This window comes from Caballeronia calidae (assembly GCF_900044055.2).
Lineage (GTDB): Bacteria > Pseudomonadota > Gammaproteobacteria > Burkholderiales > Burkholderiaceae > Caballeronia > Caballeronia calidae.
Genome location: NZ_FCOX02000062.1, coordinates 1 through 25741, shown reverse-complemented (window position 1 = coordinate 25741; position 25741 = coordinate 1). Strand labels below are relative to the sequence as shown.

The 25741-nt window shown below is 61.9% G+C and carries 22 protein-coding genes and 2 pseudogenes; 12 read left to right on the top strand and 12 right to left on the bottom strand.

Going from position 1 to position 25741, the window contains the following annotated elements; translation table 11 throughout:
* Positions 1-58: 58 nt before the first annotated feature.
* Positions 59-628: pseudogene (locus AWB78_RS33950) on the top strand (3-hydroxyacyl-CoA dehydrogenase family protein); the annotation flags it as partial.
* Between the two features lie 232 nt (positions 629-860).
* On the opposite strand, the gene AWB78_RS33945 reads toward AWB78_RS33950, so the two are convergent.
* Positions 861-1265 (bottom strand): nuclear transport factor 2 family protein, encoded by a 405-nt coding sequence (locus tag AWB78_RS33945; protein WP_062611018.1) that lies wholly within the window; start codon positions 1263-1265, stop codon positions 861-863.
* Positions 1266-1816: 551 nt separating this feature from the next.
* Here AWB78_RS33945 and AWB78_RS33935 point away from each other — a divergent pair.
* From AWB78_RS33935 to AWB78_RS33890, 10 genes are read left to right on the top strand one after another with little or no spacing between them, the layout of a single operon-like run.
* Positions 1817-2668 carry an enoyl-CoA hydratase/isomerase family protein gene (locus AWB78_RS33935; RefSeq protein WP_332460128.1) on the top strand — a complete coding sequence of 284 codons (852 nt, stop codon included), beginning with the start codon at positions 1817-1819 and terminating at the stop codon, positions 2666-2668.
* 7 nt (positions 2669-2675) lie between these two features.
* Entirely contained in the window at positions 2676-4817 is a 2142-nt protein-coding gene (locus tag AWB78_RS33930) for an acetate--CoA ligase family protein (protein WP_062611002.1), read from the top strand.
* Complete coding sequence (locus AWB78_RS33925; protein WP_082883520.1) at positions 4814-5641, top strand: enoyl-CoA hydratase/isomerase family protein; 828 nt, start codon at positions 4814-4816, stop codon at positions 5639-5641. Before AWB78_RS33930 ends, AWB78_RS33925 begins: the two co-directional genes overlap by 4 nt.
* A 4-nt stretch (positions 5642-5645) precedes the next feature.
* On the top strand, positions 5646-6563 hold the full coding sequence (locus AWB78_RS33920; RefSeq protein ID WP_062611000.1) for an ABC transporter permease: 918 nt from the start codon (positions 5646-5648) through the stop codon (positions 6561-6563).
* A complete protein-coding gene (locus AWB78_RS33915; RefSeq protein ID WP_062610999.1) occupies positions 6560-7441 on the top strand; it encodes an ABC transporter permease in 882 nt (293 codons plus the stop codon). Before AWB78_RS33920 ends, AWB78_RS33915 begins: the two co-directional genes overlap by 4 nt.
* A gap of 51 nt (positions 7442-7492) precedes the next feature.
* Positions 7493-9043 carry an ABC transporter substrate-binding protein gene (locus AWB78_RS33910; protein WP_062610998.1) on the top strand — a complete coding sequence of 517 codons (1551 nt, stop codon included), beginning with the start codon at positions 7493-7495 and terminating at the stop codon, positions 9041-9043.
* Positions 9040-10056 (top strand): ABC transporter ATP-binding protein, encoded by a 1017-nt coding sequence (locus tag AWB78_RS33905; RefSeq protein ID WP_062610997.1) that lies wholly within the window; start codon positions 9040-9042, stop codon positions 10054-10056. Before AWB78_RS33910 ends, AWB78_RS33905 begins: the two co-directional genes overlap by 4 nt.
* Complete coding sequence (locus AWB78_RS33900) at positions 10040-11047, top strand: ABC transporter ATP-binding protein (protein WP_062610996.1); 1008 nt, start codon at positions 10040-10042, stop codon at positions 11045-11047. Before AWB78_RS33905 ends, AWB78_RS33900 begins: the two co-directional genes overlap by 17 nt.
* 30 nt (positions 11048-11077) lie before the next feature.
* Positions 11078-12253, top strand: coding sequence for an FAD-dependent oxidoreductase (locus AWB78_RS33895; protein ID WP_074173596.1), 1176 nt, complete (start codon positions 11078-11080; stop codon positions 12251-12253).
* Between the two features lie 55 nt (positions 12254-12308).
* Positions 12309-13013 (top strand): TetR/AcrR family transcriptional regulator, encoded by a 705-nt coding sequence (locus tag AWB78_RS33890; RefSeq protein ID WP_074173595.1) that lies wholly within the window; start codon positions 12309-12311, stop codon positions 13011-13013.
* A 1132-nt stretch (positions 13014-14145) separates the two neighbouring features.
* Here the strand turns inward: AWB78_RS33890 and AWB78_RS33885 are convergent.
* The 9 genes from AWB78_RS33885 to AWB78_RS33845 all read right to left on the bottom strand — a co-directional run bounded on the left by AWB78_RS33885 (position 14146) and on the right by AWB78_RS33845 (position 23223).
* Positions 14146-15054 carry a LysR substrate-binding domain-containing protein gene (locus AWB78_RS33885; RefSeq protein ID WP_062610993.1) on the bottom strand — a complete coding sequence of 303 codons (909 nt, stop codon included), beginning with the start codon at positions 15052-15054 and terminating at the stop codon, positions 14146-14148.
* 55 nt (positions 15055-15109) lie between these two features.
* Positions 15110-15781 carry a GntR family transcriptional regulator gene (locus tag AWB78_RS33880; protein ID WP_062610992.1) on the bottom strand — a complete coding sequence of 224 codons (672 nt, stop codon included), beginning with the start codon at positions 15779-15781 and terminating at the stop codon, positions 15110-15112.
* 194 nt (positions 15782-15975) lie between these two features.
* Entirely contained in the window at positions 15976-16197 is a 222-nt protein-coding gene (locus tag AWB78_RS33875) for a dodecin (protein ID WP_062610991.1), read from the bottom strand.
* A gap of 142 nt (positions 16198-16339) precedes the next feature.
* A complete protein-coding gene (ilvC, locus tag AWB78_RS33870; RefSeq protein WP_062610990.1) occupies positions 16340-17353 on the bottom strand; it encodes a ketol-acid reductoisomerase in 1014 nt (337 codons plus the stop codon).
* Between the two features lie 84 nt (positions 17354-17437).
* Entirely contained in the window at positions 17438-18436 is a 999-nt protein-coding gene (locus tag AWB78_RS33865; protein ID WP_062610989.1) for a PDR/VanB family oxidoreductase, read from the bottom strand.
* 86 nt (positions 18437-18522) lie between these two features.
* Positions 18523-20070 (bottom strand): Rieske 2Fe-2S domain-containing protein, encoded by a 1548-nt coding sequence (locus AWB78_RS33860; RefSeq protein WP_062610988.1) that lies wholly within the window; start codon positions 20068-20070, stop codon positions 18523-18525.
* A gap of 171 nt (positions 20071-20241) precedes the next feature.
* Positions 20242-20814, bottom strand: a complete 573-nt coding sequence (locus AWB78_RS33855; RefSeq protein WP_062610987.1) for a hypothetical protein — start codon at positions 20812-20814, stop codon at positions 20242-20244.
* A 105-nt stretch (positions 20815-20919) separates the two neighbouring features.
* A complete protein-coding gene (locus tag AWB78_RS33850; protein ID WP_062610986.1) occupies positions 20920-22236 on the bottom strand; it encodes an MFS transporter in 1317 nt (438 codons plus the stop codon).
* 144 nt (positions 22237-22380) lie between these two features.
* Positions 22381-23223 (bottom strand): class II aldolase/adducin family protein, encoded by an 843-nt coding sequence (locus AWB78_RS33845; RefSeq protein WP_062610985.1) that lies wholly within the window; start codon positions 23221-23223, stop codon positions 22381-22383.
* A gap of 249 nt (positions 23224-23472) precedes the next feature.
* On the opposite strand from AWB78_RS33845, the gene AWB78_RS33840 reads away from it, so the two are divergent.
* Entirely contained in the window at positions 23473-24159 is a 687-nt protein-coding gene (locus AWB78_RS33840; protein WP_062610984.1) for a GntR family transcriptional regulator, read from the top strand.
* Between the two features lie 418 nt (positions 24160-24577).
* On the opposite strand, the gene AWB78_RS33835 is transcribed toward AWB78_RS33840, so the two are convergent.
* Together AWB78_RS33835 and AWB78_RS33830 are read right to left on the bottom strand one after the other, a co-directional pair.
* Positions 24578-25450: an H-NS family nucleoid-associated regulatory protein gene (locus tag AWB78_RS33835; RefSeq protein ID WP_232477987.1), complete on the bottom strand. Its 873-nt coding sequence runs from the start codon at positions 25448-25450 to the stop codon at positions 24578-24580.
* Between the two features lie 165 nt (positions 25451-25615).
* Positions 25616-25741 (bottom strand): annotated as a pseudogene (locus AWB78_RS33830) (tyrosine-type recombinase/integrase); the annotation flags it as partial.

Sequence of the window (25741 nt, the reverse complement as noted above, 5' to 3'; positions counted from 1 at the left end):
CATGGCGGGACCTCCTGGGCAAAGCTCGGCGGTTTCAAGGTTGAAGCGCAACGGCGGATTTGGATTTGCGATGGGTCCGTATCAGGTGATGGACCTCGCCGGCGGCGACATTGCGTGGGCGACGCGCAAGCGTCGGGCAAAAACGCGTGACAGCCGCTCGCGATACGTGGAGGTCGCCGACCGCCTGTGCGAGAGAGGATGGTTCGGCCAGAAGACTGGACGAGGCTTCTACCTGTATCCTGAAGGCGCGAGAACTGGCGTCCCCGACCCTGAAGTCGAGAAAATTATCGAGGATGAGCGTCGGCGAGCAGGTGTGACGCCACGAGCTTTCACGGACGACCAGATTGTGCTTCGATACATCGCGGCAATGGTCAATGAGGCAGCCAACGTGCTTGGCGAAGGAATCGCACTACGACCACTCGACATCGACGTAACGCTGCTTCATGGATATGGCTTTCCCAGATACCGTGGCGGCCCGATGAGGTATGCCGACGACCGTGGTTTGCACACCATGTTGAATGAAATCCAGACGTATGCGGCTGAGGACAGCTTTTTCTGGGCACCGTCACCGCTGCTCATCAAGCTTGTTGAAGAGAATCGTGATTTCGAGAGCTTGAACAAAAGGTGAAAGGTCCGCTGTTATCTGCCATCGGCCTTTCGTTTCTATTTGCGATGGCCGACTCCTAAGGGTCGGGTTCGGCCGACCAGGTCGGACCGACCCGCCCATGGCGCGTGCGGTCGTCAGCCGTCCGGACTACAGCTTGACCTCAACGTGACGCGCGTCTCGTCGCCCTTAATTTCGCCGACTGCCTGATCAAGCGGTCCGGCAGCGTGGCCGACTGAGATGCAAACCAATACTTCTATGGCCGATGGGCCGCCGCTTCAGCCGCCGTGTCGTGGTATTCCTTGAACTTCGTGATTCTTCCGTTTTTGACCATGAAGACGTGCGCCCACTCATCTTCGTACGTAACGCCGGTTGCATTTACGCGCCAGCGCTGCGTCCCAAGCACGACGACCTTGTCTTCGCTGGCAAGAAATTCCAGAGGTTCGAACCGTTCCGCAGTCTGAACCGCAGCAAGCGCACTGAAGAATTCCGCGACCTCCTGCGGCCCGTGCCTTTTACCAGCGAATGGGATGATCTCTGTCGGCCCAGGTATGAACCAGTCGACATCAGCGGCGAGCGTTTTCAGGACGCCATCAATATCGGCTTTGCTGAAAGCAGCATAGGCCTGCTGCACCAGTTGAACGTTTTGTTGCTCGCTCATTGCGCCTCCCATAGTCGCCGTTTGGAGGTCTTCCCGTATTGCTGCGAAATCGAGGCCGTTAACAGATCATCATAGTCGAGTCACCGAAAGCCATGCACTCGCCAAACAGCAAAAATCTGAGGACCTGCGGGCCGCTGCCGAGATCTTCGGCCGTCGGCCAGTTTCCGTCATTCAGAGTTGCGGAGTCCAGGCCCCTCGATTGATCGCTCCCCATCGATATCCGGGCATTCTGGTTGAGAGTCTGGGCACGACGATTCGTCGTGCATGCCAAACGTGCGAAACCGCACGCTTCTCTTGACGCCATCGCCATAACTGATTGCTCCGCCCGACGCGACGACGCGCGGGCGCTCGGCGACGCGCTCTATTCTTGAAATCTATTTCTCCGGGCAATCATCATTCATTTCACTGATGTGTCTTTCAGCGGTGGGCATGGATCGATCCTCGGGTTAACCGGCATACAAGGCCAAATATGGCAGACATAGAATCCGCAACAAGACATCAAGTTCGAAATCGAACATGGTGTATTATTTTTGGGCATAGACTGCACGCCGATGTTCTCGACGGGCGCATCCGCGCAGACGATGCCATTTCGGAGCACGAAGCTTATGGGCGAAATCCTGGTGGAGACGCGTGATGCGATACGGCTGCTGACCATTTGCAACGAGCCGATCCGCAACGCGTTTGACGAATCGATGTCGGTTGCGCTGCTTGAGGCTTTCAACACGGCGGAGGCCGACCAGCGCATTCGCGTCGTGATCGTCACCGGCGCCGGCGATCTCGCGTTTTCCAGCGGCCATGACCTCAACGAGCTCGCCTCCGGCGAGCACGCGCGCAGCACGGTCGGCGAAGCGCCGTTCGTGCGTCCGCTGACCATGCGCAAGCCGGTCATCGCGGCGGTCAATGGCCATTGCTGGGCGGCGGGCTTCATGCTCGCGCTGTCCTGCGATCTGCGCATCGCCAGCGAGAACGCGGTCTTCGGTTCGCCCGGCGCACGGCTCGGGCTGCTTCCCGAGGGCGGTCAACTATACCGCTTGCCGCAGTTGATCCCACCGGCGCGGGCGCTCGAAATGATGCTGACCGCTGAGCCGATGAGCGCCGGGGAAGCCGCCCGCTTCGAGCTCGTGTCGCGCCTCGTGCCGACCGGCCAGGCGCTCGCCGAAGCGATGACGATGGCGGCCGTCATCGCGTCACGCTCGCCCGCGGTGGTGCAGGCTGTCAAGTCGGGCGTCAATCTCGGCTTGCGCGACGGCACGCGCACCGCGGAGCGCTACGAAGCCGAGACGGCCCTGGCGATGCATCAGGGGCCCGATTCGCGCGAAGGCATTGCCGCGTTCCTCGAAAAGCGCGCGCCGCGCTTCGCCGACCTGCCGTCTCTCCCTTCTTCAGACCACTCCGGAGCCTGATCCGAACATGGCCACCCAACACCCATTGCATCGCCTGTTCAAGCCGCAGCACGTCGCGTTGCTCGGGGTATCGAGAGACACGGACAAGGCGGGCTATAAGTTCCTGCGCGCCTTGCTCGATGCGGGATTCAGCGGGCAGATCTCGCTGCTCGGCAGGCAGGCCGGCGAACTCGAGGGCCACACGATCCACACCGACGCGAAGGATCAGCCGGCCGATATCGACGTCGCCTTCAATCTGCTCGGACCGGCGCAGACGCTCGCGGTGCTCGAAGCGGCCGCGGCGCGCGGCGCGGCGTTCGCGGTCGTGTTCACCGCCGGCTTCGCGGAGATGGGCGAGGAGGGCGCCCGCCTGCAGGCCGACATGGTGCGTGCCTGCAACGCGCACGGCATGCGCATCGTCGGTCCGAACTGCATGGGCCTGTTCAATCTTCCCTGGGGCCTGAATCTGACCGAAATCACGCCGCTGCCGGCCGGCAAAGTGGCGTTCGTGTCCCAGAGCGGCAACGTCGCGGTGACGCTGTGGGATCAGGCGCGCAAACACGATCTCGGATTTTCGTGCTTCGTCGGATTCGGCAATCAGGCCGATATCCCGATGCACGAATACATCGACTATCTCGGCCAGGACGACGACACGCGCGTCATCGCGATCTATCTCGAAGGGCTGCGCCCGGGAAGCGGCGACCGCTTCTTCGAAATCTGCTCGCGGGTGAGCCGCATCAAGCCGATCGTCGTGCTGAAGGGCGGCCGGGCGTCGGCGGGGCGGCGCGCGGCGGAATCGCATACGGCGTCGCTGTCGTCGGCGGAGCGGGTTTATTGCGCGCTGTTCGAGGAAGCGGGCATCGTCGAGGTCACGCAGATGGAGCATCTGCTGCCGGTCGCCGAAGCCTTGATGCGCTGCCCGCCGATGACCGGCGACGATGTCGCGATTGTCGGCTCCGGCGGCGGCCACTCGACGGTCTGCACCGACGAGGTGGAATCGGTGGGCCTGAAGGTGCCGGAATTCCCCGTCGAACTCGTCGACAGATTGAGCGGCCTCCTGCCGTCGTGGGCGCCGAAGAAGAATCCCGTCGACATGACCGGCGCTTTCATCAACGATCCGAGCCTGTTCTCCTCCCTGACCGAACTGGTCATGACGATGTGTCCGTCGCTCGACGCCGCCGTGAACTACGGCCTCTACGGTCTGTGGAAGGAAGGCCGGCTCGGCAAGGACAGCCCGCACGACTACGTGAGCGCGGCGCCGCTGCTCGGCGCGTTGCAGGCGAAGCTCGGCAAGCCGATCGTGTTCTACACGCCGTATGCGGACCGCTCGCATCCTTCGTTCACGGCGATGCGCGAGTCGGGCGTGCCGTGCTTCGATTCGATTGCGTCGATCGGCGTGGCGCTCGCGGCGCTCCGGCAGCGCGGGCGCTTTCTCGCGCGGGCCGGCGAGCCGCTGCCCCGGCGCGCGGAGCCTGCGCGGCCGACCGTGGCGGACGCCGCATCGCGCGATTACGCCACCGAAGTCGGCGCGTACGCCTTGCTCGCCGGATACGACGTGAAGCTGCCCGTCGTGCTCACCGCCGATTCGCCGGAAGCCGCGGCCGAAGCCAGCGAGCGGATCGGCTATCCGGCCGTCGTGAAGGCGATTTTGCCGGGCGTCGCGCACAAGAGCGATCTCGGCGGCGTGCGCACCGGACTGGGCGATGCCCGCGCCGTGCAGGACGCGGCGCGGGGGATCTCGGCGAGCGTCGCGCAGGCGCCCGGCGCGCACACGCTACAGGGATTCACCGTGACGCGCGATCTCGGACGGCGCCGCGAACTGATCGTCGGCGTGCGGCGGGATGTGTCGCTCGTGTCGCTGGGCATCGTCGGTCTCGGCGGCGTGCTCGCCGAAGCGCTCGACGATGTCGCCGTGGTCCTGCTGCCGGCCACGCCCGCACGCGTGGCGCGCGCGTTGGCGCGGCTCACCAGCGCCCGCGCATGGGGCGAATTCCGCGGCGAGCCCGCCGTGCCGCCCGGTCCGCTCGCCGACCTGCTCAATCAGCTGAACGCCGCGCTGTGCTCCGATCCCGCGATCGAGAGCGTGGAGTGCAACCCCGTCATGATCGTCGGCCGGGATCTGATTCCGGTCGATGCCGCGATCGCTTTGAACGACAAGGAGCCGACGTGACTATTCCGATGCCGCTGGTCCAGACGCGGGACAACGTGATGACGATCACGCTGAACCGCCCCGAAAAGCTCAATGCGCTGACGCCGGAGATCTACGCGTTCATCGGCGAACGCGTGACGCAAGCCAGCGCCGATCCCGCCTGCCGCGCGATCGTGCTGCGCGGCAATGGCCGGGCGTTCTCGGCGGGCTTCGATCTGACGCTCGAAATGGGCGACCGCACGCACGAGGAGCGGCTGCATTCGCTGCACGAAATCGCCAACCGGGCGCGCTGGGCGGTGTGGCGCTGCAAGAAGCCGGTGATCGCGGCGATTCACGGCTACTGCATGGGCGGCGCGTTCGAACTGGTGCTGCCGTGCGACTTCACGATCGCCGCCGAAAGCTGCCGCCTCGGCGAGCCGGAGATCCTGTTCGGCGAAGGTCCCGCGTTCATGATGGTGCCGTGGCTCGTCAATCACAAGATCGCCAAGGACATCCTTCTGACCGGCCGGCAGTTCACGGCGGCCGAGGCGCTGCGCATGGGCATCGTCAGCGCGGTCGTGGCGGACGATGCGCTCGACGCCGCCGTCGAATCGCTGACGCAGACGCTGTGCCGTCTGCCGCCGTCGGCGGTGACCATCAACAAGGTGGGCATCAACCGCGCCTACGAGGCGCAGGGGATGGCCGCGCATATCGACAGCTGGGTGGAAGCCGCCGCGTATCTCTCGTTCATGGACGACGAAGCGCGCAGCGAATTCCAGCGCCGCGTGATGCAGGAAGGTCCGAGCGCCGGGATTGCGTGGCGCACGCAGTACTACGCCGGCGGCAAAGCCTCCGAAAGGACCTAGCGTCATGCTGCATCTCATCGGCAAGCAGATCGGGCTGGGCCTGTGCGTCGTGCTGACGGCGATGACGCTCACGTTCTTCATGGTGCGCCTGAGCGGCGATCCGACCGCGCAGATCCTTCCGCAGGACGCGAGCGCCGAACAGCGTCTCGCGCTGCAGAAGCAGCTCGGGCTCGACAAGCCGGTGCCGCGGCAATATCTGAACTACATGGAAGGCGCCGCGCAGGGCGAGTTCGGTAGCTCGTACTTCGACGGCGACACCGTGACCGCCATCATCATGCGGCGCCTGCCGAACACGGTGCTGCTCGCGTGCACGTCGCTCGTGATCGCGCTGGTGTTCGCGATCCCGCTCGGCGTGCTCGCGGCGACGCGGCGCGGCGGGCTGCTCGACCGGTCGGTGCAGGTCGTGAGCGTGATGGGCGCGTCGGTGCCGTCGTTCTGGATGGGCCTTCTGATGATCCAGATCTTCGCGGTCGGCCTGGGCTGGCTGCCGACCTACGGCATCGGCGGCTGGCGGCATCTCGTGCTGCCGTCGATCACGCTGGCGCTGTTCGTGTTTCCGGGCATCACGCGGCTCACGCGTTCGTCGATGCTCGAAGTGCTACCCGCGAGCTACGTCAACGCGGCGCGCGCGAAAGGCATGCCCGAGCGCCGCGTGATCTTCCGGACCGTGATGCGCAACGGCATCGTGCCGGTGCTGGCGCTGATCGCGCTGGAGATCGGCTCGCTGTTCGGCGGCGCGGTGCTGACCGAGACGGTGTTCTCGTGGCCGGGCATCGGACGGCTCGCCATCGAATCGATCCAGCGGCGCGATTTCCCCATCATTCAGGGCGTGGTCGCCTATGTCGCCGTGATCTTCGCGGTCATCACGGTACTCGTTGAAATCGTGATCCGGATCGTGAATCCGCGGCTGAGGAAAACATGACTCCCTCCACGCTCTCCATTTCGCCCTGGGCGCGGCTGCGCCGGCGTGTCGCGCGCCAGCCGATGATGATCGTGTTCTGCATCGCCTTCCTGATGCTCACGCTCGTCGCGGCGCTCGGCGGCGATGCCATCACGCCGTTCGACCCGACCTTCCAGGATCTCGGCAGCCGCCTGCTTCCCGCCGGCGCGACGGGCGCGGAAGGGCGCTACTGGTTCGGCACCGACGCGCTCGGGCGCGACGTGCTGTCGCTGCTCATCATGGGCGCGCGGCCCGCCCTGTTCGTGTCGATCGCGGCGGTCGCGCTGGCCGCCGCGATCGGGATCTGCGCGGGCGTGTTAGCGGGCTATCGCGGCGGGCGCGTCGCGGACCTACTGCTGTATCTGTCGAACATCCAGTTGTCGTTTCCGTTCTTTCTGCTCGCGATCACCATCGTCGGCATCCTGAGCCCGAGCGTGCCGCTCGTGATCGCGGTTATCGCACTCGGCAGCTGGGTGCCGTTCGCGCGCGTGACGTACTCCGACACCAACCAGATCCGCCAGCTCGAATACGTCGAGGCCGTGCTCGTGATGCGCGGCAGCACCTGGCGGGTGCTGTTGCGCCACATCCTGCCCAATGTGCTGCCGAACGTGCTCGTGCTCGCCACCTTCGCGCTCGGCACGGCGATCGTGATGGAAAGCGGCCTGAGTTTCGTCGGCCTCGGCGTGCCGACCGACACGCCCACGTGGGGACGCATGCTGAGCGAAGGCCGCGACTACATGGACACTGCCTGGTGGCTCACCGTGTTTCCGGGTTCCTGCATTTTTCTGCTCGTGCTGTCGATCAATGTGCTCGGCGAACAGCTGCGCGATTCGTCCGATCCGAAGCTGAACCGGCGCTGACGACGCCGTGTCCCTCACCCACTGACGCATCTCAACTTGAAGAGGTAGCTCATGAAAGCGGGAGAACCAGTTGCAGCAAATTCCCTGGCGAAGGCGTGGCGCGCGCTGACATGCGCGGTGCTCCTCTGCGTGAATCTGCCGGCCGCGCACGCCGCGCCGCCGGCGGGCGCCGAAGTGCGCGTGGCGCTGAGCGGCGGCATCGATCAGCTCGATCCGGCGCGCACGGCCAATGGCCCCGACATGGCGATCATGAGCCAGATCTACGACACGCTGCTCGCGCTCGATCCCAGCAACGGCAAGCTGCTGCCGAACGTGGCCACGTCGTACACGCTCAAGGAGCCGACGCTGTGGGAATTCAAGCTGCGCAGCGACGTCAAGTTCCAGGACGGCAAGCCGCTGACCGCGGAAGACGTCAAATTTTCGATCGACCGCATCCTCAACCCGGCGACGAATTCGCCGCACGCGTCGCAGATCGCGTCGATCTCGGAGGTAATCGTCGTCGATCCGACCACGGTCGACATCCGCACGAAGACGCCCGATCCGCTGCTGCCGCGTCGCATGCAGCCCATCGGCGGCAGCGGGCGGGTGTTCATCGTGCCGAAGCACTACTTCGAATCGCATAGCCAGCAGGAAGCGAACGACAAGCCGCTCGGATCGGGCCCGTACAAGCTGACCGAATGGCGCAAGGGCAGTGCGCTGACGCTCGAACGCAATCCGACGTACTGGGGCACCGCGCCGGACGTCTCGGTCGGGCGCTTCACCTTCGTGCCCGAGAACTCGACGCGCGTCAACGCGCTGCTGCAAGGGGAAGTGGACATCATCCAGCGCGTGCCGATCGCGGATGTCGATCGCATCGACAAGTCGCAGAACGCGAAGGTCATCTCCAGCATGGACGGGCTCGTGCACACGCTGCTGCTCGATTCGCGCAAGCCGCCGTTCAACGACATCAAGGTGCGCAAGGCGTTCGTCGAGTCGCTCGACATGAACAACATCGTGACGCATCTGCTCGGCAAGTACGGCCGCGTGCTGGGGCCGCCGATGGCGCCGACCGTCGTGCAGTACGACAAGGCGATCAGGCCGTATCCGACCGACCGCAAGGACGCCAAGGCGCAGCTCGACGGCAAGGCGATCGAGCTCAAGACGTACACGTCGGATGGCCGCTACGTGAACGACCGCGACATCTATCAGGCGATCAACGCCCAGCTCAACTCGACGGGCTTCAAAATCACGCCGCAGGTCATGGAGTGGGGCCGTCTGATCGGCATGATGCAGAGCCGCAGCGGCGGGCCGTTCTACATCATCGGCTGGGATTTCGGCGAGGGCGACGCGAGCAAGATGAACTCGTTTCTCAACTCGAGCTCGCCGCTCAGCGTGACCGCCGACCCCGAGTTCGACAAGCTGGCCGCGCAGGCCGCCGGCCAGATGGACGACGCGAAGCGCGCCGAGGATTGGAAGGCCGCGCAGCAACTGGTGCACGACCGCTATTACGTCGCGGCGGTGTGGCAGGCGGCATCGATCTACGGCTTCTCGAAGCGGCTCCAGTGGGACGCACGCTTCGGCGACAACTTTGACCTCGCCACGGTCAAGGTTTCGGCGAAATGAACGTGTCCACACTGCGCAGCGAGGCGGATACGCCCATCCTCGACGTCGCCGACCTGAACGTGTCGTTCGGCACCCGCGCCGGCGACGTGCGGGTGGTGCGCGATCTGAGCTTTCGCCTCGCGCGCGGCGAAGTCTTCGCGGTGATCGGCGAGTCGGGCTCGGGCAAGTCGACGATGGCGCAGGCGGTGATGGGCCTGCTGTCCGCTGGCGCGATCACGACCGGCCGGATCACGCTGGCCGGTCAGCCCATCATGACGCTCTCGCCGCGCGCGCGCCGCCGGCTGTGCGGCGAGCGCATGGCGCTGATCAGCCAGGACGCGCTCGCGGCGCTCAATCCGTGCACGACGGTCGGCTTCCAGATCGCCGAGACGCTGATGGTTCATCGCGGCATGCCGCGCCGCGCGGCCATGCGGCGCGCCGTCGAGCTGCTGGCGCTGACGGGCATTCCGTCGCCGGAGGAGCGCGTGCATCACTATCCGCACGAGTTTTCGGGCGGCATGCGCCAGCGCGCGCTGATCGCGATCGCGCTGGCGCTCGAACCCGATCTGCTGATCGCCGACGAACCGACGACCGCGCTCGACGCCACCATCAAGGCGCAGATCCTGCAGCTGCTGATGCGCCTGCGCAGCGAGCTGGGCATGGCGGTGCTGATCGTCACGCACGACATGGGCGTCGTGGCGCGCATGGCCGATCGCATGCTGGTGATGTACGCCGGGCGCGCGGTCGAAACCGGCCCCGTCACCGACGTGTTCGATGCGCCCGCGCATCCATACACGCGCGCCCTGCTCAAGGCGATGCCGCGTCTCGATTGCCCGGGCGAGGCGCTGCGCGCGATCGCGGGCGCGCCGCCCTCGCCGCAGGCGATTCCGCAAGGGTGCGCGTTCCATCCGCGCTGCCCGCTCGCGGTGCCGGAATGCGCGGCGGAACTGCCGCGGCCGATCGTGTTCGCCGATGGCCGCATGACGTTATGCCGGTTCTCTCCGGATGAGGTGAAGTATGCAGAACGTGCATGAACTGACGACGCCCGCCGACGAGGTTCCGGCGCTGCATGCGTCCGGCCTGTGCCGGCGCTTTCGGATCTCGCGCCCCTGGCCGGCGCGGCCGCTGATGCTCGACGCAGTCGATGACGTGACCCTTTCGCTCGGGCGCGGCAAGACGCTCGGCATCGTCGGCGAATCGGGCTGCGGGAAGTCGACCCTCTCGCGCATGCTCGTCGGCATTCTTGCGCCGAGCGCCGGGACGCTGCACGTGGGCGGCGTCAACATCTCGCAGTTGCACGGCGAGCGCTGGCGCGAGGTGATGCGCGACGTGCAGATGGTGTTCCAGTCGCCTTACACCGCGCTCAACCCGCGCCTCAAGATCGGTGAGATCGTGCGCGAGCCGCTCGATATTCACGAGGCGCATCTGCCGAAAAAAGAGCGCGCCGCGCGCGTGATCTCGATGCTCGAACGCGTCGGGCTGAACGCGGTGCATGCGTCGCGCTATCCGTATTCGCTGTCGGGCGGGCAGCAGCAGCGCGTGGGCATCGCGCGGGCGCTGGTGCGCCCGGCCCGCGTGGTGATCTGCGACGAGCCGGTGTCCGCGCTCGATGTCTCCGTGCAGGCGCAAGTGGTCAATCTGCTGCGCGAGCTCCAGGACGATCTGCGCGTGTCGTACGTGTTCGTGTCGCACGATCTGGCCGTGGTCGCCAACATCTCGCACGACATCGCGGTGATGTACATGGGCCGCGTGGTCGAATCCGGCACCGCGCGCGATGTGCTGCAGGCGCCGCGGCATCCGTATACGCAGGCGCTTGTCGATAGCGCCAGCGTTCCCGATCCGCGCGTCGAGCGTGCGCGCGCGCCGCGCGTGCTGACCGGCGATCTGCCGAGCCCGACCGATCCGCCGAGCGGCTGCCGCTTTCGCACGCGCTGCTGGATGGCGCGGGACATCTGCGCGCAATCGACGCCGGCCCTGATTCATCGTTCCGGCGCGCCGCAGCGCGTGGCCTGCCACTTTGCCTGACACCTTCCTTCTTCTTCGAGCGATTCCAGCATGCCCGATTCTTCTTCGACTTCTGTGCACGTCGCCATCGTCGGTGCCGGCGTGATCGGCGCGATGAGCGCGTGGCGTCTCGCGCGGCGCGGCGTCAGGGTAACCTTGTTCGACCGCTACGCGCCCGCGCACGATCGCGGCGCGGCCGGAGGGGAGAGCCGCATCTTCCGGGTCGCCTGCAAGGAAGGCGCGGCGCACGTGCCGCTGGTGCGCGAAAGCCTTGCGATGTGGCGCGAACTCGAGTCGGAAGCCGGTCAGCGGCTCCTGTATCAGACCGGCGCCGCGACGATCGGCGCGGCGCACGCGCCCGGCATGCGCGCGATCCGCGAGACGTCGGAGCAGTTCGGCTTGCGGCTCGAAGCGCTGGCGCGCGGCGTCGCGCTGGAGCGCTTCCCGCAGTTTCATCTCGCACCCGACGAGATGATGTTGTTCGATCCCGAAGGCGGCGCGCTGCGCTCCGATCTCGCGGTGCTGTCCGCGGTGGAGCGCGCGGTCGAGCTCGGCGCGAGCCTCCGTGCCTACACGCGCGTCGATGCCATCGGGTCGTTCGACGATCACGTCGAGCTGCACGTCGGCGATACGAGGGAGACGTTCTCTCATGTCGTGATGGCACCGGGCGGCTGGGCTTCGTTCGATCCGGCGCTGGCCGCGCTGCCGCTCGTGACGCGGCGCATATCGCTCTGCTGGTTCGCGCCGCGCGAGCCGGTCCGCTACGACATCGAACACTCGATCGTATTGATGCATCTCTTCGAGAGAGGTTATTTCTACATGTTTCCGAGCATGGACGGCGCAACCGTCAAGGGCAGCTGCAACATCGGCGGCTGGCCCGCGATCGACGCGCCGCACGCTTTGCCGCGCAGCCTGCCCGACGCCGAGCTGGCGCATCTGCGCGACGCCGCGGCCGAGGTCGCGCCGGACCTGCGCCGCGACCCGGTGCGCATCGGCGTCTATATGGATGCGTATACCCCCGACGGGGAGGGCCTGCTCGGCTGCGTGCCGGGCGCGAAGGGCGCGCGCACGCTCGTCGCGACCGGGTTCTCGGGACACGGCTTCAAGTTCTCGCCGGCGATCGGCGAGGCGGTGGCGCGGCTCATCGTGGAAGGCGAAGCGGGGCGCCAGGCCGCCCATCTGGATGTTGCGCGGTTCCGGGAAATGCCGGTTTCCCGGGCGCGCTGACCCGGTTCCCGTGTTCGGTAAAATGCAGCGCTATCAACGTCACACAGGGAGTCCGATGATGGCAGAGTCGCCTGTCGAGGCACGCGACGTCCCGTCGTCGCTTCGGTTCGAAGAGATGCTCGCGACCAAGGCGCTGGACCGGTCATTGACGAAACGCGAGCGCACGCGCTATGTCTTCATGACGATCGCGGCGCGTTTCCTTCAGGACAATCCCGCGCAAAACCCGACCGTCGAATATCTGCTGGAGCAGTCGGGCCTCGCGCGCAGCACGTTCTACAACCACTTCAAGGACATCGAAAGCTGTGTCTTCGAGGTGCTGAGCATGTTCTTCGAATATATCGAGGGCAGCCGCGTGAGCAGCTCGCGGTACCTGCCGGCCTACGATGCCATTCTGGAGGCGAACCTGTGGTACTCGCGGGCCTATGCGTCGAATGCGAACCTGTTCACGGCCATTCATCGCAATGCCGAACTGTGCAAGATCCGGGAGCAGCGCAACGACCAGTGGGCGATGAAGGTCGTGCACGTCTCCGGGCGGCGGCGCGGGCACGAGTTCACGGGGGCCGAGCGGATCGAGTATGCCGGGACCATCCGCATCCTGATCACGATGACCATCGAAACGCTGAGCGAGCGTTACATCAACAACGATGCGCTGATCAGCGAGGCCTTCCCTGATCCCGACGACATCGCAAAGAAGATCAGCGCGATCTGGCATGAAGTGATGAAGCGGTACGAGGTGGGAACGGAAGCGGGGACGGCTTGAATGACGTGTGGCGTCGAATGGACGAAGATCGAAGTCCGTGATCGTGAAGTGCAATTGCATCGGGCCATGGGTGGTATTGCCGACATAGACTCGCGACGCACGATGCATGTTCCTCGAACCAGCCATGCGAAGAGCGCTTGATCTGGTCAACTCACGGAGGTGCGTACGGCGGGCGCGGGGTTGATGGACCTCGGGGGCCGCTGTCGGATCCATCGTTCTGCATCGGTCAGCAAACTGGCGCACCGTTTCGTTCGCCAGCACTTGGCATCCCCCGACCTGACGGCAATTCAGTGTGCGCAAAGCTTTGATACGAGGCAATTCGCAGGTACACAAAGTAGGCCTCTCCTCGAAGGCCGGGGAATTGTGCCGCTTGCGCACGACACCGTCGCTAATAGGCATCTGTCGAATCAGCAGCCGGCATGAGAAAGTCCGCGACGCGCCGGGATACCTGAATGGATGGCCGTTATGCAAGCAATTTCGGCCATCCAGTCAGCGGCGCGTCGAAAGGTAGGAGAGGGTCGGCATGAGGCATTGGCTTGACGTTCCGCCGCAGCACGAGCGCTTCGTAGAAACGCAACCGTGTGAGATGTCAAAAGAAACAGCCGTTTGAGGCAGCCTTGCTGGACAAGCCTTTGAACGTCAACGCACGGTAAGTGCCTACTTATACCCCAACTCATCAAGCCAGTTCTCGTGCGCGAACTGAACACGCGTGAGAATGGCTAGCATCAGGTTTCTAGCATCGATCAGGGGGATGGCGCTCATTCGGGCGCGCGCGGCACTCGGGCGCTGAGATACGCACTTCGCCAAGGCGTTGTTCGGGTCGCTTTCCGAATCGGCGCAGAAGTGCTGGAAGTCATTGAGCCGTGTAGCCGTGCTCGTCCCGTGATAGCGAGCGAGTTTGCAGCAGGTCTGCTAGAGCCGATCCGGGTCCGTAGCACATGGCTCGCCTCCCACAAAACGGTGTCGATCCGTATCGGTCAGAATCCGGCGTGCCCTTGGAACGAAACAGGTGAGGAGGTATGTTTCTCAGAGTCGCTCGTTCGCCAGCGTGTAGTTTTCCGCCGACGCTTTGTCGTCTGGACCGCTCAAGCGGTTCACGCGACAGTTCGAATCAAGGACGGAAGGAAGTCGACTATGGGGACACCATATCAAGGTCAAGTCCGGCTTTCTCCCATAGCCAGCGGCGAAAACCCTTTACCTTCTCTACGTTCTTATCGCTCATTCGATAGGAGAGAAAGTGTGTTTCGCGCGCAAGCGGTCGAAAGATATCGGCTCCTAGTTCAACCAAGTCGCCTCGCGCCAGTTCGCGTTCCGCCAGTCTCACCGACTCCAGCGCGATGCCCATACCATCGACCGCAGCCGACAGCACAAGCGCGGCTCTATCAAAGGATGGTCTTGGCTGCGTCGGTAGCGGTATGTTGTTGAGGACGAACCACTCGGGCCAGGTGACGCGGCTTAACTGCGAGTCAATGAGCGTCGCAGATGCCATGAACTCGATCAGCGGCTCACTCTTGTCTAACAAGGCAGGGGAACAAAGGGGAACGATGCGTTCACGCCCGATTGCCGAAGTCATGATGCCGGGCCGCTCTAGCGCGTATCCGTAAGAGATGGCGACGTCTATGTCTTGCAGCTGGGTCAGATCGATGGCCTCGGCGCTCGATGACAGCCGAATCGTCACGTCCGGATGTTCCCGCATAAACTCAGGTAGGCGGGGGCCAAGCCATTTTGCAGCAAAACTTGGCGCGCAGTGGACTGCCAGAACCTGCGCTTTCGAGGAGAGCGCCACGTCGCCGCAAGCCGCCTCAATGACGTCGAAGACGCGGCCGAGGCTCTCCTGCAGCCGAAGCGCTTCCTGTGTGAGCTCAACCCGGCGGTTCCGTCGATGGAAGAGCTTACGGCCGAAATATTCCTCGAGTTCCTTGACCTGATGACTGATCGCGGATTGCGTCAAATGTAGTTCTTCTGCAGCGAGCGTGAAGCTCTGCAGACGGGCCGCGGCTTCAAACGCGCGCAACAAAACAAAATTCGGGATGCGCCTCATCGTTGCAAGTTCTCATGCGTGTCGAACTCCAGGACGATGGCATCCGACTTGATTTCTACTGTTGGTGCGCGATGACTTCCTCAACTCGAGGAATGAGGTTTTCGCGCGCCATCCGAACGTGACGCTCGCTGAGTTCCATCGCAAGCGCCTCGTCGCCATCGGCGATGGCCGACGCAATTGCCGCGTGCTCGTCCCAGATCGACTTGCGCTGCGTCGATGATTGAAGAACAGCCCCCATGACTCGCCGCAGATGAACCCAATGCGACCGGGCTGTCTCCGCGATCAGAGGATTTCCTGACGCGGCATAAATAGCAAAATGGAAAGCCACGTCCGCTTCGATCATTGCGGTCACATCTCGCCCCTTCGCCACCTTCCTACCGTTCGTCATAATTTGCTGGTCGATCTTCCAGCGCTTTTGCGCGGCAAGTCGCGCCGCGAGAGAGTCGAGCGCCCCCCTGATTTCATAGAGGTGCCCGATCCAGCCTGGATCCAACGGCGCAACCAGCAGCCCACGTCCCGGCGCATCTATGACTAGGCCGTCTTTCTTCAAAAGACGAAGCGCTTGAAGAACTGGCGAGCGAGAAACCGCGAGCTGTTCAGCGATTTCTTCCTGCGTAATACGGGTCCCTGGCGTGAGAGAGCCATCGCTGATCGCGTCTAGCAGGACCCTATAAACCTCGTCGACGTAGTCGGTGCGCGCTTGAAGCTTGACCAGATTGGCGGCCATGATTTTGCTCTTTGGATACTGAATTCTCCAGCATATCGCTGCGTGCTACCACATGCAATAGTTGGTGGCAATCGGTCGCTCCGCTCGGTCCGGCGAGTACGCGATCGAGACGCGCATATCGTCCCCAACGACGAGAAGACCTGCAAAGGACCGCCCGGTGCCCGACCGCAGCACCGAGCCCGCTTTCGGTCGCTTTACTCGTCTGATACGTGCTCAATGCGCATCCCAACTTTGACCGTGACCTGCCAGTGGAGAACTTTTCCGTTTTCGATTTGGCCACGCGTCTGAACGACTTCAAACCAGTGCAGATGTCGCAAGGTGGTTGACGCTTTTGTCAACGCAACGCGGACCGCGTCATCGCTGGAAGTCGGCGATGAACCCGTCAATTCAATGAGCTTGTATACATGTTCCGACATGCTTTCCTCCAGACTACGGTTGATATGCGTCGCGTCGTAAGTTGGATCAACGAAGCTCAGCGATTTTGCGGACACGCGCCGGCCCGCCCGGTCTCTGCAAAACTTGATCGGGCCACGCGGGGAGTGTTACTGGTGTTGACGATCAGTTCCTTGACTTGTCCACTAAAGCGTTCTTCGCAATCCACGGCATCATCGAACGTAGCTGAGCACCTACGGTCTCGATTGGATGCTCGGCCATCAGGCGTCGGCGTGCCGCCAAGGTCGGTGCGCCCGCGCGATTCTCTAGGATGAAGCTCTTCGCATATTCGCCGGTCTGAATATCGCGCAGAACCTCTTTCATGGCAGCCTTTGTTTCTGCCGTGACGATGCGTGGTCCGGTTTCATACTCTCCGAACTCGGCATTATTGGAAATGCCATAGTTCATGTTGGCGATGCCACCCTCGTAGATGAGATCTACGATCAGCTTAAGCTCGTGGAGGCACTCGAAGTAGGCCATCTCCGGTGCATATCCTGCTTCGACCAGGACTTCGAATCCGGCTTTGATTAGGTCGACGGTGCCCCCGCAGAGCACCGTCTGTTCGCCGAACAGATCCGTCTCCGTCTCCTCTCGGAACGTCGTCTCGATGATGCCCGCGCGACCGCCGCCCGTTGCGACGGCGTATGCCAGAGCAATCGCCCGAGCCGTACCGGACGAGTCCTGTGCGACCGCGATCAAATGAGGAACGCCGCCGCCTTCGGCATAGGTGCTGCGGACAGTGTGCCCGGGTGCCTTCGGTGCAATCATGATCACATCAAGATCGGTACGCGGCGCCACCTGACCATAGTGAATGTTGAAGCCATGTGCGAAACCTAACGCGGCGCCTTGTTTGGCGCGACGGGCAACCTCCTTTTGGTAGACCTCTGCGATGTGCTCATCGGGCAGCAGCAGCATGATGACGTCAGCGTCGTCGACGGCGTCGCCGATGGAGCTCACCTTGAGTCCAGCGTTTTGTGCCTTCGCCCACGACGGGCCTTCGCGCAAGCCGACGGTTACGTTGATGCCGCTGTCTTTGAGATTAAGCGCATGTGCATGCCCTTGCGAGCCGTATCCGATAATTGCAACTTTCTTATCTTTCAACAGCGTCAAATCTGCGTCTTTGTCGTAGAAGACTTTCATTTCCACATTGCCTTTGATTTTGAACTGAACAGGCACAACGATAGAGAGGACCGGGGGCCGGAGTTATCCCGTATTAGCGGAATCTCACAGATCAAGTACCAGTTCTTTGCTCGTCGCTCTCGACACGCAAGTCGTGAGGTACTCGGTCTTTTCGTCGTCGCTCAGGATGAAGTCGTTGTGCTCGACTTCTCCCTCCAGATAGCGGACTTTGCAGGTCGCGCATAACCCGGCGCAACACGAGGTCTCCACCGTAACGCCCGCAGCGCTCAACGCGTCGGCGATACTCTGATCCCGAAGAACAGGAATCTCCTGGCCCGAACTGGCAATCTTCACGACGAAGTCGCCGGCGGCCTCAGAAGCTTCCTTCTCGCTAATCGGGCGCGCGGGAGCCTTGAAATGCTCGAAATGGACGGTGCCTGCAGGCCAGTGGGTGGACGCATTTGCACACGCATTCATGAATCCACCGGGGCCGCAGTAGTACACGTGCGTGCCAGGAGTCGGTTCGCTCAATAAACGAGCGATGTCGAGGCCAGCGCCGGGCTGTCCGCCGTCGAAATGGTAGCGGAGCTTTCCGCGGTCTCGTAGCGCTTCGAGTTCCGCCGTAAATGCTGCATACGCGAACTCCTTAGCACAGTAGTGCATCTCGAAGTCGATGCCACTCGCCTCGAGTTCGTGAGCCATCGCCTTCAACGGCGTGACGCCGATTCCACCGGCGATGAGGATGACCTTCTTCGCATCGGGAATCAGATGGAAGTGATTGCGCGGCGCACTGATCTTCACGATGTCCTGCACGCGGATCTTGTCGTGAACGGCTTTCGAGCCGCCTCGACCGGTCTCGTCGCGCAATACCGCGATGACATAGCGCTTGCGATCGCTCGGGGAGTTACAAAGGGAATACTGCCGGATGAGCCCATCGCCGACGTAGATGTCGATGTGAGCGCCTGCGTCGAACGGGGGCAGATCCTCGCCTTCAGGGTCAACCAGTTCGTAAGAGTTGATTCCTTTTCCCTCAAATCGGATTTGCTTGACCAAGAGCTTCAGCGTCGTCTTCGTGGGGTTCGGCTCTTCCATTACGGTGTCCATTTCTGTTCCTATCTGCTGCTGTCCATGAAGCTGAGGTTAAACCGAGCGAGTAAGGGCACTTCCGACCCGCTCGGTCCGTAACTGCTTTACCCCTTGGTCGACTGCTCCATCTCCTCCAGCTTCGCACGCACGAAGTCGGCACGCTCCTGGCCCTTCAGGTTAAGGCTTTCGCTTTCCGCGAGGATGGCGACGACCTTCTTGGTCACAGCACGGCGTTGTACAACCTCGTCCTCGACCGTTGCAGCGATTGGAATGTCGAAGACATTGCCGGTACAGAAGCTGTTCGGCGCGCCCGCGTTTTCCCTGAACCATTCTGCAAAGCCTTTCGCCGACGCGGCGGCGTTGGTCCCGCGCACGGCGTCGCGGAGCAACTTCCGGAACTGGTAGACGCCCGCGTCGAATTTGGTCGGGTTTTCGAGTGCGTGGACCGCGATAGGACGTTGGCTGATGATCGCCTCATAGTCGCCCGGCGCGTGCTGTGCATCTCTATAGTTCGCACGCTCGCGATGGTTCGGGGGAATCGGAACGATATCTTCGATTTTGTACTTACCGAAGCGCTCCGGACGACGCATGGCGACCTGACCGTCGAGAAAGTCGATGCTCTCGTAGCCAACAAGCTCTTTCTTCCCGACGCCGCGGGTGTCGATGCCAGGACCCATGACACGCCAGCCGATCATCTTGCTGTTCTCGTCGTCGACCGGGACGGTCCAGCGGATGATGTGGAAGCGACTGAAGAGCTTCTTCTTCTGACCGTCTTCGGACGTGTAGGCGTGGAGGCTCAAATTCGGCAACACCTGATGCTGCACGCGAACGAACAGGCGATCGTCGTCGACACGGCGCGCACCAGCGCAGGCCAGGCTTCGGCCACCTTGTACCGGCACGAATTGCATGTCCGGCGCAACTTCCATCGATGCTGCGCCGACCTCGTCGAACGTGGTCTCTTGGAACTTTCCGTTCACCACGTTTTTCGCTGCGTGCAGGGCGGTCGGGTGGAAGTTGTCTGCCGCGTTGTCCTGCACCTGCAGCCAGTTGCAGTGTTGGAAGTTGCTATACGGAACGAGTTCATCGCCCGGGGCGACCGTGAAATCACCCTCCCACTCGGGGAACGGCGGCTCTGCGTCCGGCGGCCCCATGTAGGCGAAGACAAGCCCGTTGCGCTCCACGGCCTTGTACGCTCCCTGCTGAATCGAGCACGCGTATTTCTCGGCTTCCTTTTCTTCGCCCTTCGGGAAAGGCACATGCAGGCACGAGCCGTCCACATCGAACACCATGCCGTGGTAGCAGCACTGAATGCCCTTATCAAGAATCTTGCCGTATTCGAGCGATGCGCCACGATGCACGCAGTGGGCGTGCAAGACGCCGACTGCACCACTGCCGTCGCGGAACGCGACCAGTTCTTCTCCCAGGATTTTCAAAAAACGCGGGGTATCGGTCAGTTCGGCCGCCATGCACACCGGATGCCAGAACGCGCGCATGTATTCGCCCATCGGCGTGCCCGGGCCGGTCTCCGTCAGTTCGGGGTCGTGACCGGGCACCTTGCTCGCGTAGTAGCCACCGTAGGGGATCAGCTTCTTCGCAGTCGGCGCGCCGCCGGCGCTCTTTTGACTTTCGACCTTCTCGGACTTGACGCTCATGACTTGCTCCTTTCAAAGATTGGAATCTGAGTACGGCACTCTGTGGTCCGAACTCTGTATACAAAGATTAAGGCTAAACTTCGACGCTGTCTTTATGGGTAAACACCTAAGTTTTGACCTGCGCCGCCCGTTCCCCGCTCAAGGCTGACCATCCAGCAACCACGCGGGCCATCAACGGAGATACGCGTAGAACAATTGCGGCCGCGTATCCGCTAGCTTGTACAGCTTGTTCGCGACTGGCGCGGCTTCGCCGTGCTCAAGCGCGAATGCTCGAAAAACGCCGAATTCATCGACACCATCGCGCTCGTCTAGAAGCAACAGGGCCGCTGCGCAACAGTAGCGGCGGGCCTGCGTGGCGAGAAACGACACGTGCGACGTGAACTGGGTCGCGGTTTCGTCAACAGCCTTGCGTACCAGGATGGTCACGAGGCTGTCTGTCGCCCTCGCAAGAATCCATACAGAATCTTCAGGTTCAGGGCGGCTCAGCCGGACACGCAGCAAGCCCTCTAAATCGCTCAACCCCGCATGAGCGCGACTCAAGCGTCGAAGCTCTTCCGGAAGCTTCGGCGCCATCATCCAGCGCTCAAGCTTCCGCGGCCGTTGGCTGACCGGGAGAGACAAGCCCGTGTCGCCTAGCAGATGCGATTTCACATCAGGAATCTGTAGCTCGACGCTGACGAAGGCTTCGAGAACCGCCTCTGGCCCGACTGTTGTTTTTGGAGGTTCTGCGAATTCCGGCCACACCTTTCACACTCCGACGCTGGCTTGACTCAGGACCGCGTGGGCTAGGCATGGGACGAACGGTCACGCATGTCCGCCCCATGCCTACGGCCCGATTCGAACGCTCGTTCAGCTGCGCGATTTGCGAGCAGAGTTGACGAGCTTCGCAGGGACCGTGAACACGAGAACGCTGCCGATTACGAGGCTCGCTGCAAGTGCGAGCACGGCATTGCCGGTAGAGCCGGTCGCGGTTTGAACGAAACCGATCAGCGACGGACTGACGACGCCCGAGATGCTTCCGACCGAGTTCGCCAGGGCGAGCCCAGCAGCCGCAGCCGCACCGCTGAAAATCGCCGGGGGCAGTACCCAGAATTGGGAGATGGTGGTCATGACGCCCATCGTGCCAACGGTCAGTGCGATCATGGCAAGCGCGGTCGAATTCGCGAATATCACGCTGAAAATCAATCCCGCAGCGCCAATCAGTCCAGGCAAAGCGAGGTGCCAGCGTCGCTCGCCACTCGCATCGGAGGTTCGGCTAACGAAGATCATGGCAATCACGGCTGCGCTGTAGGGGACCGCCGTTAGCAAGCCGATACTCATCGGGCTCGATACGCCGCTTGCCTTAATTAAGGTAGGCAACCAGAAGCTCACGCCGTACAGGCCCATCGTGAAGAAGAAATAAATCCCACTAAGCAGGAGAATCTTGGGATTAATCAGGCCGTCTCGAACCGAATGCAAGCTGTGTTCAGGCGTTTCGTCGCTCAGATTGCGCTCGATCATCTCCTTTTGGGATTCGGTCAGCCACTTCGCGTCTTTGACTTTGTCGTCGAGATAAAAGAATGCGATGACGCCGAGAATAACGGTCGGAACGCCTTCCAACAGAAAAAGCCATTGCCATCCGGCCAAGCCATATGAGCCCGAGAGTCGAGTCATAATCCAGCCAGAAATCGGGCCACCCAGCACGCCAGACATCGGAATACCCGTCAAAAACAGGGCGGTGACCTTACTGCGCCGGGAGCCCGGGAACCAGTAGGTCAGATACAGCAGAATCGCGGGAATAAACCCTGCCTCAGCGACGCCCAGCAAGAAACGCATAATGTAGAAGCTGGTCGGCGTTTGGACGAAAAGCATACAGGCGGAGAGTGCACCCCACGTAACCATGATTCGCGCGATCCAGCGCCGCGCGCCTACCCGCAACAAAAGCAGATTGCTCGGAACTTCGAAAAGCAGGTACCCGACGAAAAACACACTCGCGCCAAGTCCGTAAACCGCGTCGCTAAATCCGAGATCTTTCAGCATTTGCAGCTTCGCGAATGCGACATTAATTCGGTCGAGATAGGCGAATAGATAGCAGATGAATAGGAACGGCAAAATCCGCCACATGACCTTGCCATACGTGGAAGATTCATCGCCCGCAAAATATGCGGCTTGACTGGGGGAACTCATTATGTGTCTCCTGTTTGGAATGCCCGTGAAGGCGTCGACGTTTTCGTGTTCTTTTCGCCTTCACTCTGCTTCGGCTGGTATTGCGGCTCGGCGAACAGTTCAACCACTCATCTAACGGGTCTGCCGAGCCTATCCCTCGACCGATTAGTCGAACATGTCCGGCTGGGTGGCGACCAAGTCGGTCCAGATGGTTTGGAAATGCAGCCAGCCGATGTAGTCGCTGCCAACGTGCTCGCGGCTGTAGCGGGCGCGGTCTTCGGGCACGAGCTTCGGCGTGATGCCGGTCGCGTCGATCATCAGTTGCTGTTGGCAGCAGCGCTCGAGCGCGATGAACCAGAATGCTGCGGAGTCGATGCTGTGACGGCTTGCCGTGAGCAGGCCGTGATTTTGGTGGATCGCGGCTTTTACGCCCTTGAACGCGTTCGCGACCTTATTGCCGCCCTTGACTTCGACTGCGACCTTGCCGGCCTCGTCGCCGATGACGACGTGATCCTCGAAGAACGCGCAAGCATCCTGCGTGATCGGCGCGAGCGGCTTGCCGAGAGCTGCGAAGGCTGTGCCGTAGGTCGTGTGTGCATGGCACATGGCGACGATGTCTTGATGCTGTTCGTGAACAGCCGCATGCAGAACGAAGCCAGCGCGGTTGAGCGCGTAGTCTCCTTCGACGACGATGCCCTCATGGTCCGCACAAATGAGGTTCGACACCTTCACTTGCGAGAAATGTACAGCCATCGGGTTCGTCCAGTAGAGGCTCGGATTTTCCGGGTCGCGGACCGTCAAGTGGCCGGCAAAGCCATAGTCGTAACCTTGAAGCGCGAACGCGCGGCAGGCCGCAACCAGGCGCTCTTTCAGATACTGGCGATGCTCGGCCACGCTCTTGAACTCGGGCACCGTCGGATAAATCAAGCCCTCTTGGTCGGGCTCATAGATCGAGATCTTGCCGGGTTTGACGATCGACTGCGGCTTTTCAATCACTTCGTTGGACATGAGTTTTCTCCTATGAGGGTGGTTAGACGATGCAGGCCGTTCGATACTTCGGTGGCGTTGGCGCTGCTCAGTTCGTCGATGGCTGAATGTTGAGCGCCGCATCGGGCGGTGACAAACGACAGTTGTTCATTCGCGCATGAGCCAGACTTATGTGTCAGTGGAAACGATGAGTTAGCGCTGTAAATGATTGACGCCGAGTGCTGAACAACGTATTGTTTTCGAATTCTGTATACAGAACACAGGTGACGCATGGGAGGACTTCGACGCTTAAAGCCGCACACTGACCTTGTTGACGAGGTGTACGGCGCGCTCGCGGATGCGATTTCCGATGGGACGCTTATGCCTGGTACTCGTGTGACGCAAGAAGAACTTGCTGAGCAACTGTCTGTGTCACGCTCGCCCGTTCTGCAGGCAATCCGCCTGCTCAAGAAGGATGGACTTGTTAGAGACGCTCCGGGGCGCGGCGTGCTGGTCGCGCCGCTAGACCCCGTATGGCTCGGCAACCTGTATCAGATCCGCGGTACGCTCGATTCACTTGCGTCGTCGCTCGCCGCTCAACGCCGGATTCAACTCGACAAACAGCTCCTGTCTAACGGTCGCAAGGCGTCAAACGAGGGCGACGTGCGCGCAATGATTGACGCCGACATCGCTTTTCATTTAGCGATCTATGACGCATCCTGTAACCCGTTAATCGCGGATACGGCGCGCGTGCATTGGGTTCATCTGCGACGGGTAATGGGTGCGCTGCTTCAGTCGTCGGGGCAACGGACGCAAGTGTGGGACGAGCACGAAGCGATCGCTGAGGCCATAGGACATGGAGCCGTCGCGCGGGCGGTGAGTCTGTCGGAACAGCACACGAGCAGAGCTCACGCGCATCTGTCTAGCAAGATCAACGAGATGTTTTTTCGTACATCAGAAAGCGCCGCCATGCTTTGAGCATCTCCGCTTCCCTTACCGCAGGAAGCGGGGCCACTCGAAATAGCCGCTGATGTTGAGAAGCCATGAGAGGCAGTTCAGGGTCGGGAATACCCATTCGCTGAACATAGACCCAGCACTCGTGCAGGCGAGCATACAACGGCAGAAAGCGCAAATTGCCTCACAAGGGGTTCAGAATTCGCTTCATGGAAGAGTAGGAGGAGCAGCTAACCCGACGTCTCGATCCGTTCTAGTCCGCGGCTGAAGCGGAATAGCTCGTCCGCTGCACTTGCTCCGCACTGAATTCGCGAAGGGTTTAGTGCGCCCCACTGAGACTGCCGATTTGCAAGTAGGCCCTGCGCGATCCGTCACATCTGAGTAAAAGCGGGGCTCATTTGAGCCCCGCTTTTCGTCGAGAACGATGATTTGCAGTAGCCTCTTACGCCGAGGTCACCGTGCTTGTTACGTTCGGTTCAACCGCAGGAGCGGTTGCTTCGACCGCCGCCGATTGCTTCGCCGCAACGCGTTTCGTCGGCGTTTTTCTGACGGTGGCCTTCTTAGCCGCCGTCTTCTTTGTGGCAGGCGCGGCCTTCTTTGCAGCCGAGGATGCTTTGCTAACGGCCTTCTTTGCTGACTTGGCGATGGACGCTTTCTTCACTGCCGCCGTCTTGGTTGCAGTCTTCTTCGCCGCTTTCTTCACGGCAACCTTCTTCGTCGCCTTTTTGGCAGGTGCCGATTCAGATTTTCCTGACGCGACCTTTGGCTTTTCGATCAGAAATTGCGTTCGATCCTCGGCCGTGGCTAGCCACGCCGGAGCACGACCGCGACCGCTCCACGTCTCGCCGCTCATCGGATCTCGATACTTCGGAGTTTGCGGACCGCGCACGTAGTTGCCGGCTTTCGGCTTCTTTTCAGCAACGGCCGTCGGCCGACTGGCCGCACTGGCGAGAAACCTGTCGCGATTCTTCGCATTGGCGATCCAGGCGGGGGCACGTCCATGCCCCGTCCATGTCGCCCCGGTCTTCGGATCGACGTACTTGGCCACGCCCGACGGTGCTGATTTCGTTTCGCCCGCGGATTTGCGACCCGCGGCCGGCTTACGGAAATGGGCAGCGAGATCGTCCGGTGTCAGGCCGTGCTTCTCCATCAAGTCACGGATCTTGCCGAAGACTGCCGACGACTCTTTCTTCGCGATCGCTTCGGCTTGAGCCTGAAGCTTTGCGATCTTGTCTCGTAGTCCTTTTAGCGTTGCCATCACTTTCCCCTTATTGGTCATCGTCGCACTATGCCACATCAGGCCTATCAAAGACATGTTGCGGCACATGGGTCGGCGTGGGTGCCGAATGAGTTTTTCAGTAGAACGGCGGATTGTGCATTGCAAAACAATGCACATCGAATGCTTAATCCTGGAAAGCAAAGCCACTCGGCTATAAGCTTTGGACGTTCCAACTTTCTATGGCCTTCGAGCGATCGACGACTACTCGCTCGACTTCTTTGCGCCGAAAACATCCATCAACTGGCGCGCGCGTTTCACATCGTCCGAGTGCAAATAGATCGACGTCGTCGCCACCGACGCATGCCGCAGATTGTCTCGCACCGAAGT